At 59.6% G+C, this 17,617-nt stretch carries 16 protein-coding genes; all 16 read left to right on the top strand.

Translation table 11 applies throughout. The features are described 5' to 3' along the window. Positions 1 to 3: 3 nt before the first annotated feature. Positions 4 to 1,626: a flagellar hook-associated protein 3 gene (locus tag AO064_RS06070; protein ID WP_015885204.1), complete on the top strand. Its 1,623-nt coding sequence runs from the start codon at positions 4 to 6 to the stop codon at positions 1,624 to 1,626. Positions 1,627 to 1,902: 276 nt separating this feature from the next. Next, complete coding sequence (locus AO064_RS06075) at positions 1,903 to 2,832, top strand: ketoacyl-ACP synthase III (protein WP_015885203.1); 930 nt, start codon at positions 1,903 to 1,905, stop codon at positions 2,830 to 2,832. 266 nt (positions 2,833 to 3,098) lie between these two features. Then, a complete protein-coding gene (locus AO064_RS06080) occupies positions 3,099 to 4,556 on the top strand; it encodes a flagellin N-terminal helical domain-containing protein (RefSeq protein WP_064052722.1) in 1,458 nt (485 codons plus the stop codon). A 73-nt stretch (positions 4,557 to 4,629) separates the two neighbouring features. Next, a complete protein-coding gene (locus AO064_RS06085) occupies positions 4,630 to 4,980 on the top strand; it encodes a flagellar protein FlaG (RefSeq protein ID WP_064052723.1) in 351 nt (116 codons plus the stop codon). 81 nt (positions 4,981 to 5,061) lie between these two features. Next, positions 5,062 to 6,465 carry a flagellar filament capping protein FliD gene (gene fliD / locus AO064_RS06090; RefSeq protein WP_064052724.1) on the top strand — a complete coding sequence of 468 codons (1,404 nt, stop codon included), beginning with the start codon at positions 5,062 to 5,064 and terminating at the stop codon, positions 6,463 to 6,465. Between the two features lie 139 nt (positions 6,466 to 6,604). Further along, positions 6,605 to 7,009: a flagellar export chaperone FliS gene (gene fliS, locus AO064_RS06095; RefSeq protein ID WP_046036029.1), complete on the top strand. Its 405-nt coding sequence runs from the start codon at positions 6,605 to 6,607 to the stop codon at positions 7,007 to 7,009. A gap of 41 nt (positions 7,010 to 7,050) precedes the next feature. Next, positions 7,051 to 7,347, top strand: a complete 297-nt coding sequence (gene fliT, locus AO064_RS06100) for a flagellar protein FliT (protein WP_015885198.1) — start codon at positions 7,051 to 7,053, stop codon at positions 7,345 to 7,347. 171 nt (positions 7,348 to 7,518) lie between these two features. After that, on the top strand, positions 7,519 to 8,994 hold the full coding sequence (locus AO064_RS06105) for a sigma-54 dependent transcriptional regulator (RefSeq protein ID WP_015885197.1): 1,476 nt from the start codon (positions 7,519 to 7,521) through the stop codon (positions 8,992 to 8,994). Between the two features lie 110 nt (positions 8,995 to 9,104). Continuing rightward, positions 9,105 to 10,316: a sensor histidine kinase gene (locus AO064_RS06110; protein ID WP_046036084.1), complete on the top strand. Its 1,212-nt coding sequence runs from the start codon at positions 9,105 to 9,107 to the stop codon at positions 10,314 to 10,316. 7 nt (positions 10,317 to 10,323) lie between these two features. Then, positions 10,324 to 11,700, top strand: coding sequence for a sigma-54-dependent transcriptional regulator (locus AO064_RS06115; RefSeq protein WP_064052725.1), 1,377 nt, complete (start codon positions 10,324 to 10,326; stop codon positions 11,698 to 11,700). Between the two features lie 131 nt (positions 11,701 to 11,831). Then, positions 11,832 to 12,161, top strand: a complete 330-nt coding sequence (fliE, locus tag AO064_RS06120) for a flagellar hook-basal body complex protein FliE (protein ID WP_015885194.1) — start codon at positions 11,832 to 11,834, stop codon at positions 12,159 to 12,161. A gap of 16 nt (positions 12,162 to 12,177) precedes the next feature. After that, positions 12,178 to 13,959, top strand: coding sequence for a flagellar basal-body MS-ring/collar protein FliF (gene fliF / locus AO064_RS06125; RefSeq protein ID WP_064052726.1), 1,782 nt, complete (start codon positions 12,178 to 12,180; stop codon positions 13,957 to 13,959). Next, positions 13,952 to 14,968, top strand: coding sequence for a flagellar motor switch protein FliG (gene fliG / locus AO064_RS06130; RefSeq protein ID WP_015885192.1), 1,017 nt, complete (start codon positions 13,952 to 13,954; stop codon positions 14,966 to 14,968). Before fliF ends, fliG begins: the two co-directional genes overlap by 8 nt. A 10-nt stretch (positions 14,969 to 14,978) precedes the next feature. Then, the gene (gene fliH, locus AO064_RS06135) at positions 14,979 to 15,743 is read left to right on the top strand and encodes a flagellar assembly protein FliH (RefSeq protein WP_064052727.1); all 765 of its coding nucleotides are present in this window, start codon (positions 14,979 to 14,981) and stop codon (positions 15,741 to 15,743) included. Continuing rightward, the gene (gene fliI / locus AO064_RS06140; RefSeq protein ID WP_046036030.1) at positions 15,733 to 17,091 is read left to right on the top strand and encodes a flagellar protein export ATPase FliI; all 1,359 of its coding nucleotides are present in this window, start codon (positions 15,733 to 15,735) and stop codon (positions 17,089 to 17,091) included. Before fliH ends, fliI begins: the two co-directional genes overlap by 11 nt. Before the next feature lie 3 nt (positions 17,092 to 17,094). Beyond that, positions 17,095 to 17,544, top strand: coding sequence for a flagellar export protein FliJ (gene fliJ / locus AO064_RS06145; protein WP_015885189.1), 450 nt, complete (start codon positions 17,095 to 17,097; stop codon positions 17,542 to 17,544). Positions 17,545 to 17,617 lie beyond the last annotated feature (73 nt).

Below are 17,617 nucleotides of genomic sequence, written 5' to 3' on the forward strand. Positions count from 1 at the left end.
ACGATGCGCATTTCTACACAGCAGTATTTCGACACCAGTGCCGCCAAGTACCAGAACAACTATTCCGGCGTAGTACAGGCTCAAGAGCAGGCGAGTTCCGGCGTGCGTGTACAGACCGCTGGAGATGATCCGGTGGCCGCGCAGCGTTTGCTGATGTTGCAGCAGCAGAAAGATATGCTGGCGCAGTTCAGCGGCAATATTTCCAACATCCAGAGTTCGCTGACTAACGAAGAAAGTGTGCTGACGGCGATCAGTGCGACGATCCAGGCCGCCAGCCAGTTGGCGTTGAAGGCCGGTGGCGTCACCAGTGATGCCGACCGCAAATCCATCTCGGTCGAGGTGGGTGCCCTTGAGGACCAACTGCTGGGCTTGCTCAACAGCAAGGATGCGGCGGGCAACTACCTGTTCTCCGGTTCCAAGACCGAGACGCCACCGTACTCACGCAACATTGACGGCACCTACAACTATCAGGGTGACGAGAATGAGCTCAGTCTGCAGGTTTCCGAGACGTTGACCGTTCGCGCAGGCGACACCGGCAAGACCATTCTGGAAGGGGCGGCCAACAACAGCCGCACCCAGACCAAATACACCACGCCTGCTCCTGTGCCACCTGCGACAACACCGTCGCAAGTGGATGACAACAAAGTCGCCATCTCGGCCGGTTTGGTGACATCGGGTGTCGATTACAACAAGTCCTTCGCCGACGGCCAGCCGTACAAGCTGACCTTTACCAGCAGCACCCAGTACGTGGTAACGGACAAAAACAACAACGACATTACCTCGCAGCTCCCAGGTAATGGGACATTCGACTCTACCAAGGAGGGCAGCGCCAGCGTCAACCTGCGTGGGGTCAAATTTGATATCACCGTTGATCTCACCGACAAGGCTACTGGGCCTGACGCTGATGCGATGGTCAAAGGCCGCGAGTTCAGCCTTTCCGCCAAGCCGGACGTGTTCAACGTGTCGCGCACCGCGAGTAATACCTCAGCGACGCAACTGACAAATGCCACCGTCAGCAGCCCTGCCAAATATGCCAGCACCTTTCCGGCCAACAGCGGCGTGGTGATCAAGTTCAGCGACACCGACCCGACGGCTTTCCAGGTGTTTACGCAGCCGTACAGCGCCAACAGCAAGGCGATTGATTCGGGCGTCATCGACACCACCACCACGCCGAATTCGATCACGGCAGCGGGTGTTACCTTTGGCCTGAGCGGTACGCCCAATGTCGGTGATCAGTTTTCGGTCGGCGCAAGCACCCAGAAAACCCAGAGTGCCCTCGACACCTTGAGTCAGTTGCGCAAGGCTCTGGAGCAACCGGCTGATGGTATCCCGGGGGCACGCATTAAGCTGCAGGATGCCCTGAACTCCGCTGTAAGTAACCTGACCAGTTCTTCCGATCAGGTGGACAATGTGCGCGGCTCCATTGGCGCGCGGCAGAACGCCCTAACGGTGCAGTCCAGCGAAAACGAAAGCGTCGGCCTAGCCAATAAAACCACAATGAGCGCGCTGGCGAACATCGACATGGGCGAGGCCGCGATCAACCTGACACTTCAGCAAACCATGCTGGAAGCCTCGCAATTGGCCTTCGTGAAAATCTCGCAGTTGAGCCTGTTCAACAAGATGTAAGCGGCATTACGTCAAGCGGCCCGCTCTGGAAACAGGGCGGGCCGTTGTCGTTTATGGGGTTTAATTGTTTGAAGGTTTTGCACAAAGCACACAAAATTGAGTGACCTGTGAGTCATAAAGCGCATCTTCACTGTATCGTGTGAAAAGGATAAGTCGTCACAGGGTCCTTGCGAGGCGGCTTTCAGCGAGATTTTTATGGGGTTATCCCCTTTATTGTCAGCACTCCGGGCCCAGGCCCTGGGGTGTTCTCCAGCTATTTAGTATTGGGAAGCCACAATGATTGGCATAAAAAGCATCGCCAGTTACGTGCCGGCAGACGGGATCGATAACTACGCTCAGGGTGCCAAATTCGCCAAGGATGAAGAGTTCATCATTGGCAAGATCGGTTCGGCGTTTTTGCCGCGCAAGGATGCCGCGCAGGAAACGTCTGACCTGTGTGTCGAAGCGGTCAACGCTTTGTTTGCCAACAACCCGGATTTGAAGCGCGAGTCCATCGACGCACTGATCGTCGTGACCCAGAACGGTGATGAAGAGGGCTTGCCCCACACCGCCGCCATCGTCCAGGACAAACTCGGCCTGCCGACTCACGTCGCGGCGTTCGATATTTCCCTGGGCTGCTCGGGCTACGTGTATGGCATCTATGCGATGAAAGGCTTCATGGAGGCCACGGGCTTGAAAAACGGCCTGTTGATCACCGCCGACCCGTACTCGAAGATCGTCGACCCGGAAGACCGCAACACCACCATGCTGTTCGGCGATGCTGCCACCGCCACCTGGATGGGCGAAGACGCGCCGTGGTTGCTCGGCAAGTCCAAGTTCGGCACCGACGGTTCCGGCGCACCGCACCTTAAGGTCAGCGACGGCGTGTTCTTTATGAATGGCCGCCAGGTGTTCAACTTCGCGCTGCTTAAAGTACCGGCGCATTTGCACGAGCTGCTCAACGAGTCGGACCTCAAGGCTGACGAGATTGATGCCTTCTGCATTCACCAGGGCAGTGCGGCCATTGTCGACGCTGTGGCGCGTCGTTTTGAAGACGCTCCGGTGGACAAGTTCATCAAGGACATGGTCGAGACCGGCAACACCGTTTCATCGAGCATTCCGTTGCTGCTGGAAAAACACGTGATGGACGCCACCTGGAAGCGCGTGGCCATCAGTGGTTTTGGTGTGGGCCTGTCGTGGGGTTCGGCGATTCTTTATCGCCCTTGATGCTTTAATCGCTTCAATAAAAAAAACGCCGATGATCGAAAGATCATCGGCGTTTTTTATTTGGCGCCAGAAAACCCAATGAAATCGGGGTTTCGAGCCTGCGTAAACCCTTGAATTACAAGGGGTGGCACGACGCCAGTAAATAATTTCAAAAAAATCCTCAAGCAACCGGCTACCACGACGATAACTATTACGTAGGTTCTCAGGCCACACCCGGCGGTTGCCAGGGCCGGAAGCCGCAGTATCCATCCAACGAGGATTTCGTCATGGCTTTAACAGTAAACACCAACATTGCTTCGATCACTACTCAGAGCAACCTGAACAAAGCTGGCGGCGCCCTGGCCACTTCAATGCAGCGCCTGTCTTCCGGCCTGCGTATCAACAGCGCTAAAGACGACGCTGCCGGCCTGCAGATCGCTAACCGCCTGACCAGCCAAATCAACGGCCTGGGCCAAGCAGTCAAAAACGTGAACGACGGTATCTCGATCGCTCAGACCGCTGAAGGCGCGATGCAGGCTTCGACCGACATCCTGCAAAAAATGCGTACCCTGGCTCTGTCTTCCGCTACTGGCTCGCTCAGCCCTGACGACCGTAAGTCGAACAACGACGAATACCAGGCTCTGACTTCGGAACTGACCCGTATCTCGCAAACCACTACTTTCGGTGGCCAGAAGCTGCTGGACGGTTCGTACGGTACCAAAGCAATCCAGGTTGGCGCCAACGCTAACGAAACCATCAACCTGAGCCTGGAAAACGTTGCAGCCAACAATATTGGTTCGCAGCAAATCAAGAGCGTAGCGGTTACCCCTAGCGCTACTGGCCTGGCTGCTGGCTCCATCGCCATCACCGGTAACGGTCAGTCTTCGACAGTTGCAGTTAACGCCGGCGACTCGGCCAAGACCATCGCTGCAAGCCTGAATGGCGCCGTCGGTGGCCTGAGCGCTACTGCCAGCACCGAAGTTGAATTCTCGGTAGACGAGACCAAGACCAAGGGTGCTACCGGTGTTCCAGCTAACTTCAGCATCGGCGTCGGTTCCGCCTCCGTTAAGTTCGTTGGTGTAACCAGCACTGCTGACCTGGCTGACCAGTTGAAGTCTAACGCTGCCAAACTGGGCATCAGCGTTAACTACGACGAAGCTAAAGGCACTCTGCAAGTCAAATCCGACTCCGGCGAAAACCTGAGCTTCACCAGCGACGCTGTTGGCGCTGACGCCGTTGGTATCAAGGTCAAAGACGGTTCCGGCGCATACGCTGCTACTGCTACTCCTCTTGCCGCTGCTGCTGCAGGCGTGATTGTTGCAACTGGCCAGATCTCGCTGGATTCGGCTAAAGGCTACTCCTTGGCCAACGGCGCTACCGGTACTTCGGTAACCGACCTGTTTGGCGCAGCTCAGATCTCTTCCAAGAAGACGTCTGTTGCCCAAACCGACGTAACTGACGCCAACAACGCACAAAACGCCATTGCTGTACTCGACAAAGCCATCGGCACCATCGACGGCGTTCGTTCGGGCCTGGGTGCTACCCAGAACCGTCTGACTACCACTGCAGACAACCTGCAGAACATTCAGAAGAACTCCACCGCTGCACGTTCCACCGTTCAGGACGTCGACTTCGCTTCCGAAACCGCCGAGCTGACCAAGCAACAAACCCTGCAATCGGCTTCCACCGCGATCCTGTCGCAGGCTAACCAGCTGCCATCCGCTGTACTGAAGCTGCTTCAGTAACTCCAGCGCTTGGTCACTAACGGAAGGGCGCGCTGAGTGCCCTTCCGTTTTTTCGGTTTAGAGGAGATTGGACATGGACATGAGTGTAAAGCTGAACCAGTCTTATCCGCCGGTTGCCCCTCAAGGCGCACCTGTGCAGGTGTCCGCCGACAAGAGCGTCACTAAAGTCCAGGAAACCCCGGCCACAGGCAAAGAGCCTGAGCGTGCGGACCTGGAAAAAGCAGTTACCGATATTCGCGAATTCGTACAAGCGTCCCAGCGTAAACTGGATTTTTCCATTGATGACTCCACCCATCGTGTGGTCGTCAAGGTCATCGCCACCGATAGCGGTGAAGTGATTCGCCAGATCCCCTCGGAAACGGCATTGAAGCTGGCCCAGAACCTTTCCAGCGCGAGCCACTTGTTGTTTGATGACAAGGTCTAAGCTGGCATGAAATTTGTTGCTGTCATGTCTTGAGGCTTCGTCAGTCAAGATAACGGCAGCCACCGAACAGGAGAAACGAAGATGGCGGGTTCAACGGTAAGTGGTATCGGTTCGAATATCGATACGCAAGCGATCGTGAAGTCCTTGGTGGACGCCGAGAAGGTGCCCAAGCAGACGCAGATCAATACCGCGTCCCAGAAGGCGACCACCACGCTGTCTTCGATAGGTAAGATTCAGGCGGCACTGGATGCTTTTCGCGGCGCCCTGGACAATATGACTGCCAGCTCCAGCTTCACGGGCTTGACCGGCTCATCCTCGGATGAAAAGGTCGCCACCATGACGGCCAGTAACACCGCGTCGAACGGTAGCTTTCGCTTGATTGTCAGCCAATTGGCCCAAGCGTCCAAGCTGTCGACTAAGAACTTCGCCGGCGGCACGTCTACTGTGGTAAACGCCACGGACAAGCCGACGACCTTGACAATCAGTCAGTCGGGCAAGAACTACGACGTCAATATTCCGGCCGGCGCGACCTTGCAGCAAGTGCGCGATTCGATCAATACCCAGTTCGGCACCTCTGGTTTGAGTGCCAACATCCAGACCGACTCCAATGGTTCGCGGTTGATCCTGACCTCCACCACCATGGGCACGGGCTCGGACCTGACGCTGTCGGGTAATTCCGGGCTGGACGTAGGCTCGACAGTGGTCGATCATCCTAAGGACGCGCAGTACAGCATCGATGGCGTTGCGTCCGTTTCCAAGACCAACAATATCGAAGGCGCACTCAGTGGCGTGAATATCAAGTTGCTGTCGGTTTCAGCGACCAAAACGGTTGGCGATACGAGCGATACAGCTGAGCGAACTGCGACGCTCATCACTGTAAGTACCAATAACACCGCCTTGAAGTCCGGGGTCAAAGGCTTCATCGATAGTTACAACGCCCTGATCACGGCCATGAACGCTGAAACCAAGATCACCAAGAACCTGGACGGTAGCACCACTGCGGCAGCGCTCACGGGCGATTCGACCATGCGGTCGCTGCAGGCTTCAATCCGGAATGAGTTCAATACCATTTCCGGAACCGGCACCTTCAAGTCGTTGGCTCAGTTTGGCGTGAGCACCAGTTCCACGACTGGGCTGCTGACAATGGATGACAAAAAGTGGGATGCGGCGGCTAAAACCAATGCGGCTGACATCAATAGCATGTTCACCGGTAAAAACGGCATGCTGGCGCGCATGAAAAGCGCCACGGACGACTTTGCCAAGGCGTCCACGGGCGTTCTAGCCACGCGTTCAACCTCACTGTCCGACAGTCTGAAAGACCTGTCTAAACAGCAGGATACCTTGAACGAACGCATGGACCTGCTGACCAAGAGCCTCTCCGACAAATACAACGCCATGGACACCCTGGTCGCTCAATTGCGCCAGCAAAGCACCAGCGTCATGACCACGCTAAATGCCTTGAACAACCCTAAAACTAATAGTTGATCCCAGCTAACGCAAAAGGCCAGGCTAACTGCCTGGCCTTTTTGTATCAGACGACGACTCGCGCTAAAGCTTTTTGCGAGCCAGTCGACATATTGGTTACTGAAATCCTTTTCGCTGTCGCCTGTCACGAGGTAGAAACATGAATCCCATGAGAGCCCTTCGCCAATACCAGAAGGTCAATTCCCATGCTCAGATCTCCGAAGCCAGCCCACATCGCCTGGTGCAGATGCTGATGGAAGGCGGCCTTGATCGCATGGCCCAAGCCAAAGGTGCGCTGGCGCGTGGCGACATCGCGGCCAAGGGCCTGATGCTCGGCAAGGCGATTGATATCGTGATCGGCCTGCGTGACGGCTTGGATGCAGCAAAGAGTGATAACCCGGCTTACGTCCAGCAGTTGGAAAGTTTGTATGCATATATGACCAACCGACTGATGGAAGCGAACGTGCATAACGACGCCGACATGATCGATGAAGTGGCGCGTTTGCTGATCACCGTAAAAGAAGGCTGGGACGCTATCGCGGCGCCACAGGCTGTAACCGAGTAAGGCGCAGCAGAGAAAGGCCTGAGGGCCTTGAGGAACACATCATGAGCCAAGCACTGCAACGCATTGATGAAACCCGTGAGGCGCTGATGGGCGCGCTGGCGGACCGCAACTGGGACGCCATCGGCGAACTGGACCTGGGCTGCCGTCACGTGATCGACGAAGTGCTCAGCGAAGCACCGGTAGATGAGGATGCGTTGCGGGAGAAGCTTGAAAGCTTGCTGGCGGTATACCAGCAACTACTTGAGGTGACGACTGGCGAGCGCCAGGCGATTTTCGAAGAGATGTCGCAGATCAACCAAGCGAAAAACGCGTCAAAGGTTTACCATCTGTTCGGCTGAACAGTCGCAGTTAATCCTACCGGTGCGTCATAAATTTGACCGTGCCAGCTTTTTTGACTTAACTAGTGCTGTTTTCAGATTTCAGACGTCTAGTAAGGTAAGAAGTCTTACAGGCGCCTCGATTGCCCTCAATCTCGGGGCAGGAAGTTTTACTAGGGAAGTTGCTATTGCATGTGGCGTGAAACCAAAATTCTGCTGATCGATGACGATAGCGTCCGCCGCCGCGACTTGGCGGTGATTTTAAATTTTCTCGGTGAAGAAAATTTGCCCTGCGGCAGCCATGATTGGCAGCAGGTGGTCAGCTCATTGTCGTCGAGCCGTGAAGTCATATGCGTGCTGATCGGGACGGTAAACGCTCCTGGCGCTGTTTTGGGCTTGTTAAAGACACTGTCTACCTGGGATGAGTTCCTTCCCGTGTTGCTAATGGGCGATATTTCTTCTGTCGAGCTGCCGGAAGACCAGCGCCGCCGCGTGCTTTCCACCCTGGAAATGCCCCCCAGCTACAGCAAATTGCTCGACTCCCTGCACCGCGCCCAGGTCTATCGCGAGATGTACGACCAGGCCCGCGAGCGCGGTCGTCATCGCGAACCCAACCTGTTCCGCAGCCTGGTCGGCACCAGCCGCGCCATCCAGCACGTACGCCAGATGATGCAGCAAGTGGCCGACACCGACGCCAGCGTGCTGATCCTCGGCGAGTCCGGCACGGGCAAGGAAGTGGTCGCACGCAACCTGCACTATCACTCCAAGCGCCGCGACGGGCCTTTTGTGCCGGTCAACTGCGGGGCGATCCCGGCAGAGCTGCTCGAAAGCGAATTGTTCGGCCATGAGAAGGGCGCCTTTACCGGGGCGATCACCAGCCGTGCCGGGCGTTTCGAGCTGGCCAACGGCGGCACCCTGTTCCTTGACGAAATCGGCGACATGCCACTGCCGATGCAAGTCAAACTGCTGCGCGTGTTGCAGGAGCGCACCTTCGAACGCGTGGGCAGCAACAAGACCCAGAGCGTCGATGTACGCATCATCGCGGCGACCCACAAGAACCTCGAAAGCATGATCGAGGTCGGCAGCTTCCGCGAAGACCTGTACTACCGCCTCAACGTATTCCCTATCGAGATGGCCCCGTTGCGTGAGCGCGTGGAAGACATCCCGCTGCTGATGAACGAACTGATCTCGCGCATGGAACACGAAAAGCGCGGCTCGATCCGCTTCAACTCCGCCGCGATCATGTCCCTGTGCCGTCACGGCTGGCCAGGTAACGTGCGCGAGTTGGCGAACCTGGTGGAGCGCATGGCGATCATGCACCCCTACGGTGTGATCGGCGTGGTCGAGTTGCCGAAGAAATTCCGCTACGTCGACGACGAAGACGAGCAACTGGTCGACAGCCTGCGCAGCGACATGGAAGAGCGGGTGGCCATCAACGGTCATACCCCGGATTTCGGCTCCACTGCCATGCTGCCGCCCGAAGGCCTGGACCTGAAGGACTACCTCGGCAACCTGGAACAAGGCCTGATCCAACAGGCCCTGGACGACGCCAACGGCATCGTCGCCCGCGCCGCCGAGCGCCTGCGTATCCGTCGAACCACGCTGGTGGAGAAGATGCGCAAGTACGGTATGAGCCGCAAAGAAGGTGATGAACAGGCGGATGATTGACGCCTGTTTTTCAAGTTACTGTTTTGTAGGTAGTTTTTTTTCGGCACAAGTATTGCTACAGCCCTCGCAACGTTCCGTTTAACTGACGGTCAGCCAAGCGAGAGAGCATGATGCCCCACGCCGCCCAACTATCTACGGCCCCTGCCATCCAGGGGCTGGTCCCGCCTGTAGAACCGCCGACCCGGCAGGGTCTTGAACAGGCGTTCTCGCAGTTCAACCAGATGTCGAGCCAACTGACCGATTCCTACAGCCTGCTCGAGGCCCGGGTTTCCGAGCTCAAGGGCGAGTTGGCGGTGGTCAGTGCCCAGCGCATGGAAGAGCTGGCCGAGAAAGAGCGCTTGGCCAACCGTCTGCAAAACCTGCTGTCGCTGTTGCCCGGTGGCGTGATCGTCATCGACGAAGAAGGCCGCGTCCGCGAAGCCAACCCGGCCGCCTGCGACATGCTCGGGCTGCCGCTCGAAGGTGAGCTATGGCGCCACGTCATCACCCGCTGCTTTGCGCCGCGTGAAGACGACGGCCACGAAATCTCCCTCAAGGACGGGCGCCGTCTGTCCATCGCTACGCGTTCCCTGGACGCAGAGCCGGGCCAATTGGTGCTGCTCAACGACCTGACTGAAACCCGGCACCTGCAAGACCAACTGGCGCGCCACGAGCGGTTGTCGTCGTTGGGACGCATGGTCGCTTCTCTGGCGCATCAGATCCGCACACCGCTGTCGGCCGCGTTGATCTACGCCAGTCATTTGACTGATGAACAATTGCCCGTCGCCACCCACCAACGTTTTGCTGGTCGGCTCAAGGAGCGCCTGCATGAGTTGGAGCACCAAGTGCGCGACATGCTGGTGTTTGCCCGCGGCGAATTGCCGCTGACCGACCGCATCACGCCGGCCGAGTTGATGCAGGCCCTGCAAGCGGCGGCCGCTACCCATATCCAGGACGTGCACGTGCGTTGGCAGTGCGACAGCCACCTCGGCGAGCTGCTGTGCAACCGCGACACGCTGGTCGGTTCGCTGCTCAACCTCATCGAGAACGCCACCCAGGCCAGCGGCCCCGGCGCGCGGCTCAAGGTGCACCTGTACAACCGCGAGCAAAACCTGCGCCTGTGCATCAGCGACAGCGGCAGCGGTATCGAGCCCGCCGTGCTGCAGCGTTTGGGCGAACCTTTTTTCACCACCAAGACCAACGGTACCGGCCTCGGCCTGACCGTGGTCAAGGCCGTGGCACGTGCGCATCAGGGAGAATTGCAGCTGCATTCCCGGGTTGGGCGTGGCACCTGTGCATTGATGACCTTGCCGCTGTTTTCATGCGCGGCAAGCGCGGAGTAAAAAGGTTATGGCTATCAAGGTTCTATTGGTGGAAGACGATCGCGCCCTGCGTGAAGCATTGGCTGACACGCTGCTGTTGGCGGGCCACGATTACCGGGCGGTCGGTTCTGCCGAGGACGCCTTGGAGGCGGTGGAGCAGGAGTCCTTCAGCCTGGTGGTCAGCGATGTAAACATGCCTGGCATGGACGGCCATCAACTGCTCAGCCTGCTGCGCGCGCGTCAACCGCAGTTGCCGGTGTTGCTGATGACCGCCCACGGCGCTGTCGAGCGCGCGGTGGATGCAATGCGTCAGGGCGCGGCGGATTACCTGGTCAAGCCATTCGAACCTAAGGCGTTGATTGAGCTGGTCGCACGGCATGCCTTGGGCGTGATCCCGGCCAGTGACGGCGAAGGTCCGATTGCCTTCGAACCCGCCAGTGCACAATTGCTGGAGCTGGCGGCCCGCGTGGCGCGCAGTGATTCCACCGTGTTGATTTCCGGCGAGTCCGGCACCGGCAAGGAAGTGCTGGCGCGTTACATCCATCAGCAGTCGACCCGCGCCAAGCAGCCGTTTATCGCCATCAACTGCGCGGCGATCCCCGACAACATGCTCGAAGCCACGCTGTTCGGCCACGAAAAAGGCTCGTTCACCGGCGCCATCGCGGCCCAGGCAGGCAAGTTTGAACAGGCGGACGGTGGCACCATTCTGCTCGATGAAATCTCGGAAATGCCCCTGGGCCTGCAAGCCAAGTTGCTGCGGGTGCTGCAGGAGCGTGAAGTGGAGCGCGTCGGCGCGCGCAAGCCGATCCAGCTGGATATCCGCGTGGTCGCCACCACCAACCGCGACCTGGCGGGTGAAGTGGCGGCGGGGCGCTTCCGTGAGGATTTGTTCTACCGCCTGTCGGTGTTCCCCCTGGCCTGGCGCCCGTTGCGCGAGCGCCCGGCGGATATCATTCCGCTGGCCGAGCGCCTGTTGAACAACCACGTCAAAAAAATGAAGCATGCCCAGGCACGCCTGTCGGCCGAGGCCCAGGCTTGCCTGATCAGCTATCCGTGGCCGGGCAACGTGCGGGAGTTGGACAACGCCATCCAGCGCGCGCTGATCCTGCAACAGGGCGGCCTGATCCAGCCCCAGGATTTCTGCCTGGCCATGGGCAGCGGCGTCGCGCCGCTGCCCACCCTGGCGCCCGCGCCAATCGTCGCCGAAACCGAAACCGCGGGTGCGCTGGGTGACGACCTGCGTCGGCGCGAATTCCAGATGATCATCGACACCCTGCGATCCGAGCGCGGTCGCCGCAAAGAGGCCGCCGAGCGCCTGGGCATCAGCCCACGGACTTTGCGCTACAAGCTGGCACAGATGCGCGACGCCGGAATGGATGTGGAAGCGTATCTTTTCGCCACATAACTGGTAACAAGGTCGACAACCTTTGTCGCCTTTTCTTACGAGTTGATCCAGAGCTGGCACCCTTGTTGCTACCTCCCTAGTAATTGCGGCGTAGCGTCAAAAAACATGCGGGTTGTCGGAGAGAGAAGTTCATGAGCCAGGGTATTGAGTTCAATCGGTTGATGTTGGATATGCGCTCCATGCAAATGGATGCCATGGCTCAACCGAAATCTGTCGCGCCAGCGCCAGAATTGGGCCAAAGCAGCTTCGCCGACATGCTCGGCCAGGCCATCAACAAAGTCAGTGACACCCAGCAAGCCTCCAGCCAGTTGGCCAACGCCTTCGAGATCGGCAAAAGCGGCGTGGACCTTACCGATGTGATGGTTGCCTCGCAAAAGGCCAGTGTTTCGTTCCAGGCGTTGACCCAGGTGCGTAACAAGCTGGTTCAGGCCTATCAAGACATCATGCAGATGCCGGTTTAAGGACGAGATTTAAGTCATGGCAGAAGCAGTCGTGGACAACGCACCCGCCAAGGCAGACGGCAAGCCGCCGCTGTTTGGCCTGTCGTTCCTGGAAAACCTCTCCGAAATGACCATGTTGCGTCAGGTGGGCCTGATGGTCGGCCTGGCTGCCAGCGTGGCGATTGGTTTTGCCGTGGTGTTGTGGTCGCAGCAACCCGATTACCGGCCGCTGTATGGCAGCCTGGCGGGCATGGATTCCAAGCAGATCATGGAAACCCTGGCCGCCGCCGATATCGCCTACACCGTGGAGCCCAACTCCGGGGCCTTGCTGGTCAAGGCCGACGATGTAGCCCGTGCACGCATGAAGCTCGCGGCAGCCGGCGTGACCCCGTCCGACAGCAACATCGGGTTTGAAATCCTCGACAAGGACCAGGGCCTGGGGACCAGCCAGTTCATGGAAGCCACTCGCTACCGTCGTGGCCTGGAAGGCGAACTGGCGCGCACCATCTCCAGCCTGAACAACGTCAAGGGTGCACGCGTGCACCTGGCCATTCCGAAAAGCTCAGTGTTTGTGCGCGATGAGCGCAAGCCGAGCGCCTCGGTATTGGTCGAACTGTTCTCCGGCCGCTCCCTGGAGCCGGGCCAGGTACTGGCGATCATCAACCTGGTGGCCACCAGCGTTCCTGAGTTGAGCAAGTCGCAGATCACCGTCGTCGACCAAAAGGGCAACCTGCTGTCCGACCAGGGCGAAAACTCCGCGCTGACCCAGGCCGGTAAGCAGTTCGACTACAGCCGCCGTGTAGAAAGCATGCTCACCCAGCGTGTGCATAACATCCTGCAACCGGTGCTGGGCAACGACCGCTACAAGGCTGAAGTGTCCGCCGACGTGGACTTCAGCGCCGTCGAGTCGACCTCCGAGCAATTCAACCCGGACCAGCCGGCGCTGCGCAGCGAGCAATCCACCAGCGAACAACGCACTGCCGCCAACGGCCCGCCGCAAGGTGTACCGGGTGCCCTGAGCAACCAACCACCAGCGCCGGCCTCGGCCCCGCAAACCACCGGTGGCGCTGCCGCTACCGCCGGCGCGATCCAGCCGGGCCAACCGCTATTGGACGCCAACGGCCAGCAGATCATGGACCCGGCCACCGGCCAGCCGATGCTCGCACCGTACCCGGCGGACAAGCGTAACCAGTCCACCAAGAACTTTGAGCTGGACCGCTCCATCAGCCACACCAAGCAGCAACAAGGCCGCGTCAATCGCCTGTCGGTGTCGGTGGTGGTCGATGACCAAGTCAAGGTCAATGCGGCAGATGGCGCCGTTACCCGTGCCCCGTGGAGCGCCGATGAATTGGCGCGCTTCACTCGATTGGTGCAGGACGCCGTCGGTTTCGATGCCAGCCGTGGCGACAGTGTCAGCGTGATCAACATGCCGTTCTCCGCCGAGCGTGGCGAAGTGATCGCTGAGCCGGCGTTCTACTCGCAGCCGTGGTTCTGGGACATCGTCAAGCAAGTGTTGGGTGTGTTGTTCATCCTGGTACTGGTGTTCGGCGTGCTGCGCCCAGTGCTCAACAACATCACCGGCAACGGCAAGAAACAACTGGCGGCCTTCGGTGGCAGCGATGTCGAGTTGGGTGGCATGGGCGGCCTGGATGGCGAACTGGCCAACGACCGCGTCAGCCTCGGCGGCCCGCAAAGCATCCTGTTGCCGAGCCCGAGCGAAGGCTACGACGCTCAGTTGAACGCAATCAAAAGTCTGGTGGCAGAAGACCCGGGTCGTGTGGCCCAGGTCGTGAAAGAGTGGATTAACGCAGATGAGTGATCGAGCCGCTGTTGCCAAACTTACCAAGGTCGACAAAGCCGCAGTCCTGTTGCTGTCCCTCGGTGAAACCGACGCCGCCCAAGTGCTGCGCCACATGGGCCCCAAAGAAGTTCAGCGGGTGGGCGTGGCCATGGCGCAAATGCGCAATGTGCACCGTGAGCAAGTCGAACAGGTGATGAGCGAGTTCGTCGAGATCGTCGGCGACCAGACCAGCCTGGGCGTCGGCTCCGACAGTTACATCCGCAAGATGCTCACCTCGGCCCTGGGCGAAGACAAAGCCAACGGCCTGATCGACCGCATCCTGCTCGGTGGCAACACCAGCGGCCTCGACAGCCTGAAATGGATGGAGCCGCGCGCCGTTGCCGACGTGATCCGCTACGAGCACCCGCAGATCCAGGCGATCGTGGTGGCCTATCTCGACCCGGACCAGGCCGGTGAAGTGCTGGGCCACTTCGACCATAAAGTGCGCCTGGACATCATCCTGCGCGTGTCGTCGCTGAACACTGTGCAGCCGGCGGCCCTCAAAGAGCTCAACACTATTCTGGAGAAGCAGTTCTCCGGCAACTCGAATGCCTCGCGTACCACTTTGGGTGGCATCAAGCGCGCGGCCGACATCATGAACTTCCTCGACAGCTCGGTCGAAGGCCAGTTGATGGACTCGATCCGCGAGATCGACGACACCCTGTCCGGCCAGATCGAAGACCTCATGTTTGTGTTCAACAACCTCTCCGATGTCGACGACCGTGGCATCCAGGCGTTGCTGCGCGAAGTGTCCTCCGACGTGCTGGTGCTGGCCCTCAAGGGCTCCGACGAAGGCGTCAAGGAAAAGATCTTCAAGAACATGTCCAAGCGTGCCTCGGAACTGTTGCGCGACGACCTGGAAGCCAAGGGGCCGGTGCGCGTCAGCGACGTCGAAACCGCGCAGAAAGAGATCCTCACCATTGCCCGCCGTATGGCCGAAGCCGGAGAAATCGTTCTCGGCGGGAAGGGCGGCGAAGAAATGATTTAAGGCGCTTTCCATGTCGAACAAAGATGAGGCTCCCAGCGATCTGATTCGCGCGCGGGATGTCGGCGGGTTCGACATCTGGTCGTTGCCCAGCTTCGATCCGCATGTGCCCGAGCCCGAGCCGGAACCGGTTGAAGAGCCGCCGGTGGAAATGGAAGAAGTGCCGCTGGATGAAGTCCAGCCGCTGACCCTGGAAGAGTTGGAAAGCATCCGCCAGGAGGCCTACAACGAAGGCTTCGCCGCCGGTGAAAAAGATGGTTTTCGCAGCACCACCCTCAAAGTGCGCCAGGAAGCCGAGGCGGCGCTGAACGTCAAGCTGGGCAGCCTGGAGCGCTTGATGGGGGTGCTGTTCGACCCCATTGCCGAGCAGGATTCGCAGATCGAAAAGGCCATGGTCGGCCTGGTCGAGCACATCGCTCGCCAAGTGATCCAGCGCGAGCTGGTGCTGGACTCCAGCCATATCGAAAGCGTGATGCGCGAAGCCCTCAAGCTGCTGCCTCTGGGCGTCGGCAATGTGCGGTTGTACATCAACCCGCAGGATTTCGAACAGGTCAAAGCCCTGCGCGAGCGCCACGAAGAAACCTGGCGCATCGTCGAAGACGCCGCGTTACAGCCCGGCGGTTGCCGCGTCGAGACCGAACACAGTCGCATCGATGCGACGGTGGAAACCCGCATCAGCCAGATCATGGCCAAGCTGCTGGACCAAGTGCATGAGCAGGTTCTGAACCCCGCCGAGCCTGACCTGAGCGTGGACCTGGACGCCCCCGATGCGCCTTGATCGCACCAGCTTCGCCAAGCGCTTGAGCGGTTACGCCGAAGCCACAGCGTTGCCCGGCCAGCCGATCCTCGAAGGGCGCCTGTTGCGCATGGTCGGCCTGACCCTCGAAGCCGAAGGCCTGCGCGCTGCCATGGGCAGCCGCTGCATGGTCATCAACGACGACAGCTACCACCCGGTGCAAGTCGAAGCCGAAGTGATGGGCTTTTCCGGCAACAAGATTTTCCTGATGCCCGTGGGCAGCCTGGCGGGCATTGCCCCCGGCGCCCGTGTGGTGCCATTGGCCGACACCGGCCGCCTGCCGATGGGCATGAGCATGCTCGGCCGCGTACTGGACGGTGCCGGTCGCGCGCTGGATGGCAAGGGCGGCATGAAGGCCGAAGATTGGGTGCCGATGGACGGCCCCACCATCAACCCGCTCAACCGTAACCCCATCAGCGTGCCGCTGGACGTGGGCATTCGCAGCATCAACGGATTATTGACGGTCGGTCGCGGCCAGCGTCTGGGCCTGTTCGCCGGTACCGGCGTGGGTAAGTCGGTGTTGCTGGGCATGATGACGCGCTTTACCGAGGCCGACATCATCGTGGTGGGCCTGATCGGTGAGCGGGGCCGTGAGGTGAAGGAATTCATCGAGCACAGCCTCGGCGAAGAAGGCCTCAAGCGCTCCGTCGTGGTCGCCTCGCCGGCGGACGATGCGCCGCTGATGCGTTTGCGCGCCGCGATGTACTGCACGCGCATCGCTGAGTATTTTCGCGACAAGGGCAAGAACGTCCTGTTGCTGATGGACTCGCTCACGCGTTTTGCCCAGGCCCAGCGGGAAATCGCCCTGGCCATTGGCGAACCGCCTGCGACCAAGGGTTACCCGCCGTCGGTGTTCGCCAAGTTGCCCAAACTGGTGGAACGCGCCGGTAATGCCGAGGCGGGCGGGGGCTCGATCACCGCGTTCTACACGGTGCTGTCCGAAGGCGATGACCAGCAGGACCCGATTGCCGACTCGGCGCGGGGCGTTCTCGACGGCCACATTGTGCTGTCGCGGCGTCTGGCCGAAGAAGGGCACTACCCGGCCATCGATATCGAAGCGTCCATCAGCCGGGTGATGCCGGCGGTGGTGACCCCGGAACACATGGCCCGCGCGCAACACTTCAAGCAACTGTGGTCGCGCTACCAACAAAGCCGCGACTTGATCAGCGTCGGCGCCTACGTGGCCGGCGGTGATCGCGACACTGACCTGGCCATCGCCCTGCAACCGCAGCTGGTGACCTACTTGCGCCAAGGCCTCAACGACAAGATCAGCATGGGCGAAAGCGAAGCGCACCTGCAGTCGATCTTCGCCCCCGCGCCGGGCGGCTAAGCCATGGCCAACAGCCGCGCCGCACGCCTGGCTCCGGTGGTGGACATGGCCGAAAAGGCCGAGAAAACCGCCGTTCAGCGCCTGGGTTATTTCCAGGGACAGGTGCGCCTGGCGGAAAGTAAACTCGGCGACCTGGAGCGTTTTCGCGGTGAATACCAGCAACAATGGATCGAACGCGGCGCCAAAGGCGTGTCGGGCCAGTGGTTGATGGGTTACCAGGGCTTTCTCAACCAGTTGGAAACGGCCGTCGGCCAGCAACGCCAGAGCCTGGCGTGGCACCAGAACAACCTCGATAAAGCGCGCGAGAGCTGGCAAGCGGCGTTTGCCCGGGTCGAAGGCCTGCGCAAGCTGGTGCAGCGCTATATCGACGAAGCGCGGGCACTTGAAGACAAACGCGAGCAAAAGCTGCTCGACGAACTCTCTCAGCGCCTTCCACGCCAAGAACAGTATTAAGGCGCGGGCTTACCTGCGATGACACACGCGTGTAGTGAGCGGGCTTGCCCCGCGCTGGGCTGCGAAGCTGCCC

It is taken from the genome of Pseudomonas marginalis (genome assembly GCF_001645105.1).
GTDB lineage: Bacteria > Pseudomonadota > Gammaproteobacteria > Pseudomonadales > Pseudomonadaceae > Aquipseudomonas > Aquipseudomonas petroselini.

Coding starts and splice junctions, on each gene's coding strand:
- AO064_RS06105 (WP_015885197.1), top strand. CDS start 7,519: ATGTGGCGTGAAACCAAAATTCTGCTGATCGATGACGATAGCGTCCGC.
- fliT (WP_015885198.1), top strand. CDS start 7,051: ATGAGCCAAGCACTGCAACGCATTGATGAAACCCGTGAGGCGCTGATG.
- fliD (WP_064052724.1), top strand. CDS start 5,062: ATGGCGGGTTCAACGGTAAGTGGTATCGGTTCGAATATCGATACGCAA.
- fliH (WP_064052727.1), top strand. CDS start 14,979: ATGTCGAACAAAGATGAGGCTCCCAGCGATCTGATTCGCGCGCGGGAT.
- fliG (WP_015885192.1), top strand. CDS start 13,952: ATGAGTGATCGAGCCGCTGTTGCCAAACTTACCAAGGTCGACAAAGCC.
- fliI (WP_046036030.1), top strand. CDS start 15,733: ATGCGCCTTGATCGCACCAGCTTCGCCAAGCGCTTGAGCGGTTACGCC.
- fliF (WP_064052726.1), top strand. CDS start 12,178: ATGGCAGAAGCAGTCGTGGACAACGCACCCGCCAAGGCAGACGGCAAG.
- AO064_RS06110 (WP_046036084.1), top strand. CDS start 9,105: ATGCCCCACGCCGCCCAACTATCTACGGCCCCTGCCATCCAGGGGCTG.
- fliS (WP_046036029.1), top strand. CDS start 6,605: ATGAATCCCATGAGAGCCCTTCGCCAATACCAGAAGGTCAATTCCCAT.
- AO064_RS06080 (WP_064052722.1), top strand. CDS start 3,099: ATGGCTTTAACAGTAAACACCAACATTGCTTCGATCACTACTCAGAGC.
- AO064_RS06085 (WP_064052723.1), top strand. CDS start 4,630: ATGGACATGAGTGTAAAGCTGAACCAGTCTTATCCGCCGGTTGCCCCT.
- fliJ (WP_015885189.1), top strand. CDS start 17,095: ATGGCCAACAGCCGCGCCGCACGCCTGGCTCCGGTGGTGGACATGGCC.
- fliE (WP_015885194.1), top strand. CDS start 11,832: ATGAGCCAGGGTATTGAGTTCAATCGGTTGATGTTGGATATGCGCTCC.
- AO064_RS06115 (WP_064052725.1), top strand. CDS start 10,324: ATGGCTATCAAGGTTCTATTGGTGGAAGACGATCGCGCCCTGCGTGAA.
- AO064_RS06070 (WP_015885204.1), top strand. CDS start 4: ATGCGCATTTCTACACAGCAGTATTTCGACACCAGTGCCGCCAAGTAC.
- AO064_RS06075 (WP_015885203.1), top strand. CDS start 1,903: ATGATTGGCATAAAAAGCATCGCCAGTTACGTGCCGGCAGACGGGATC.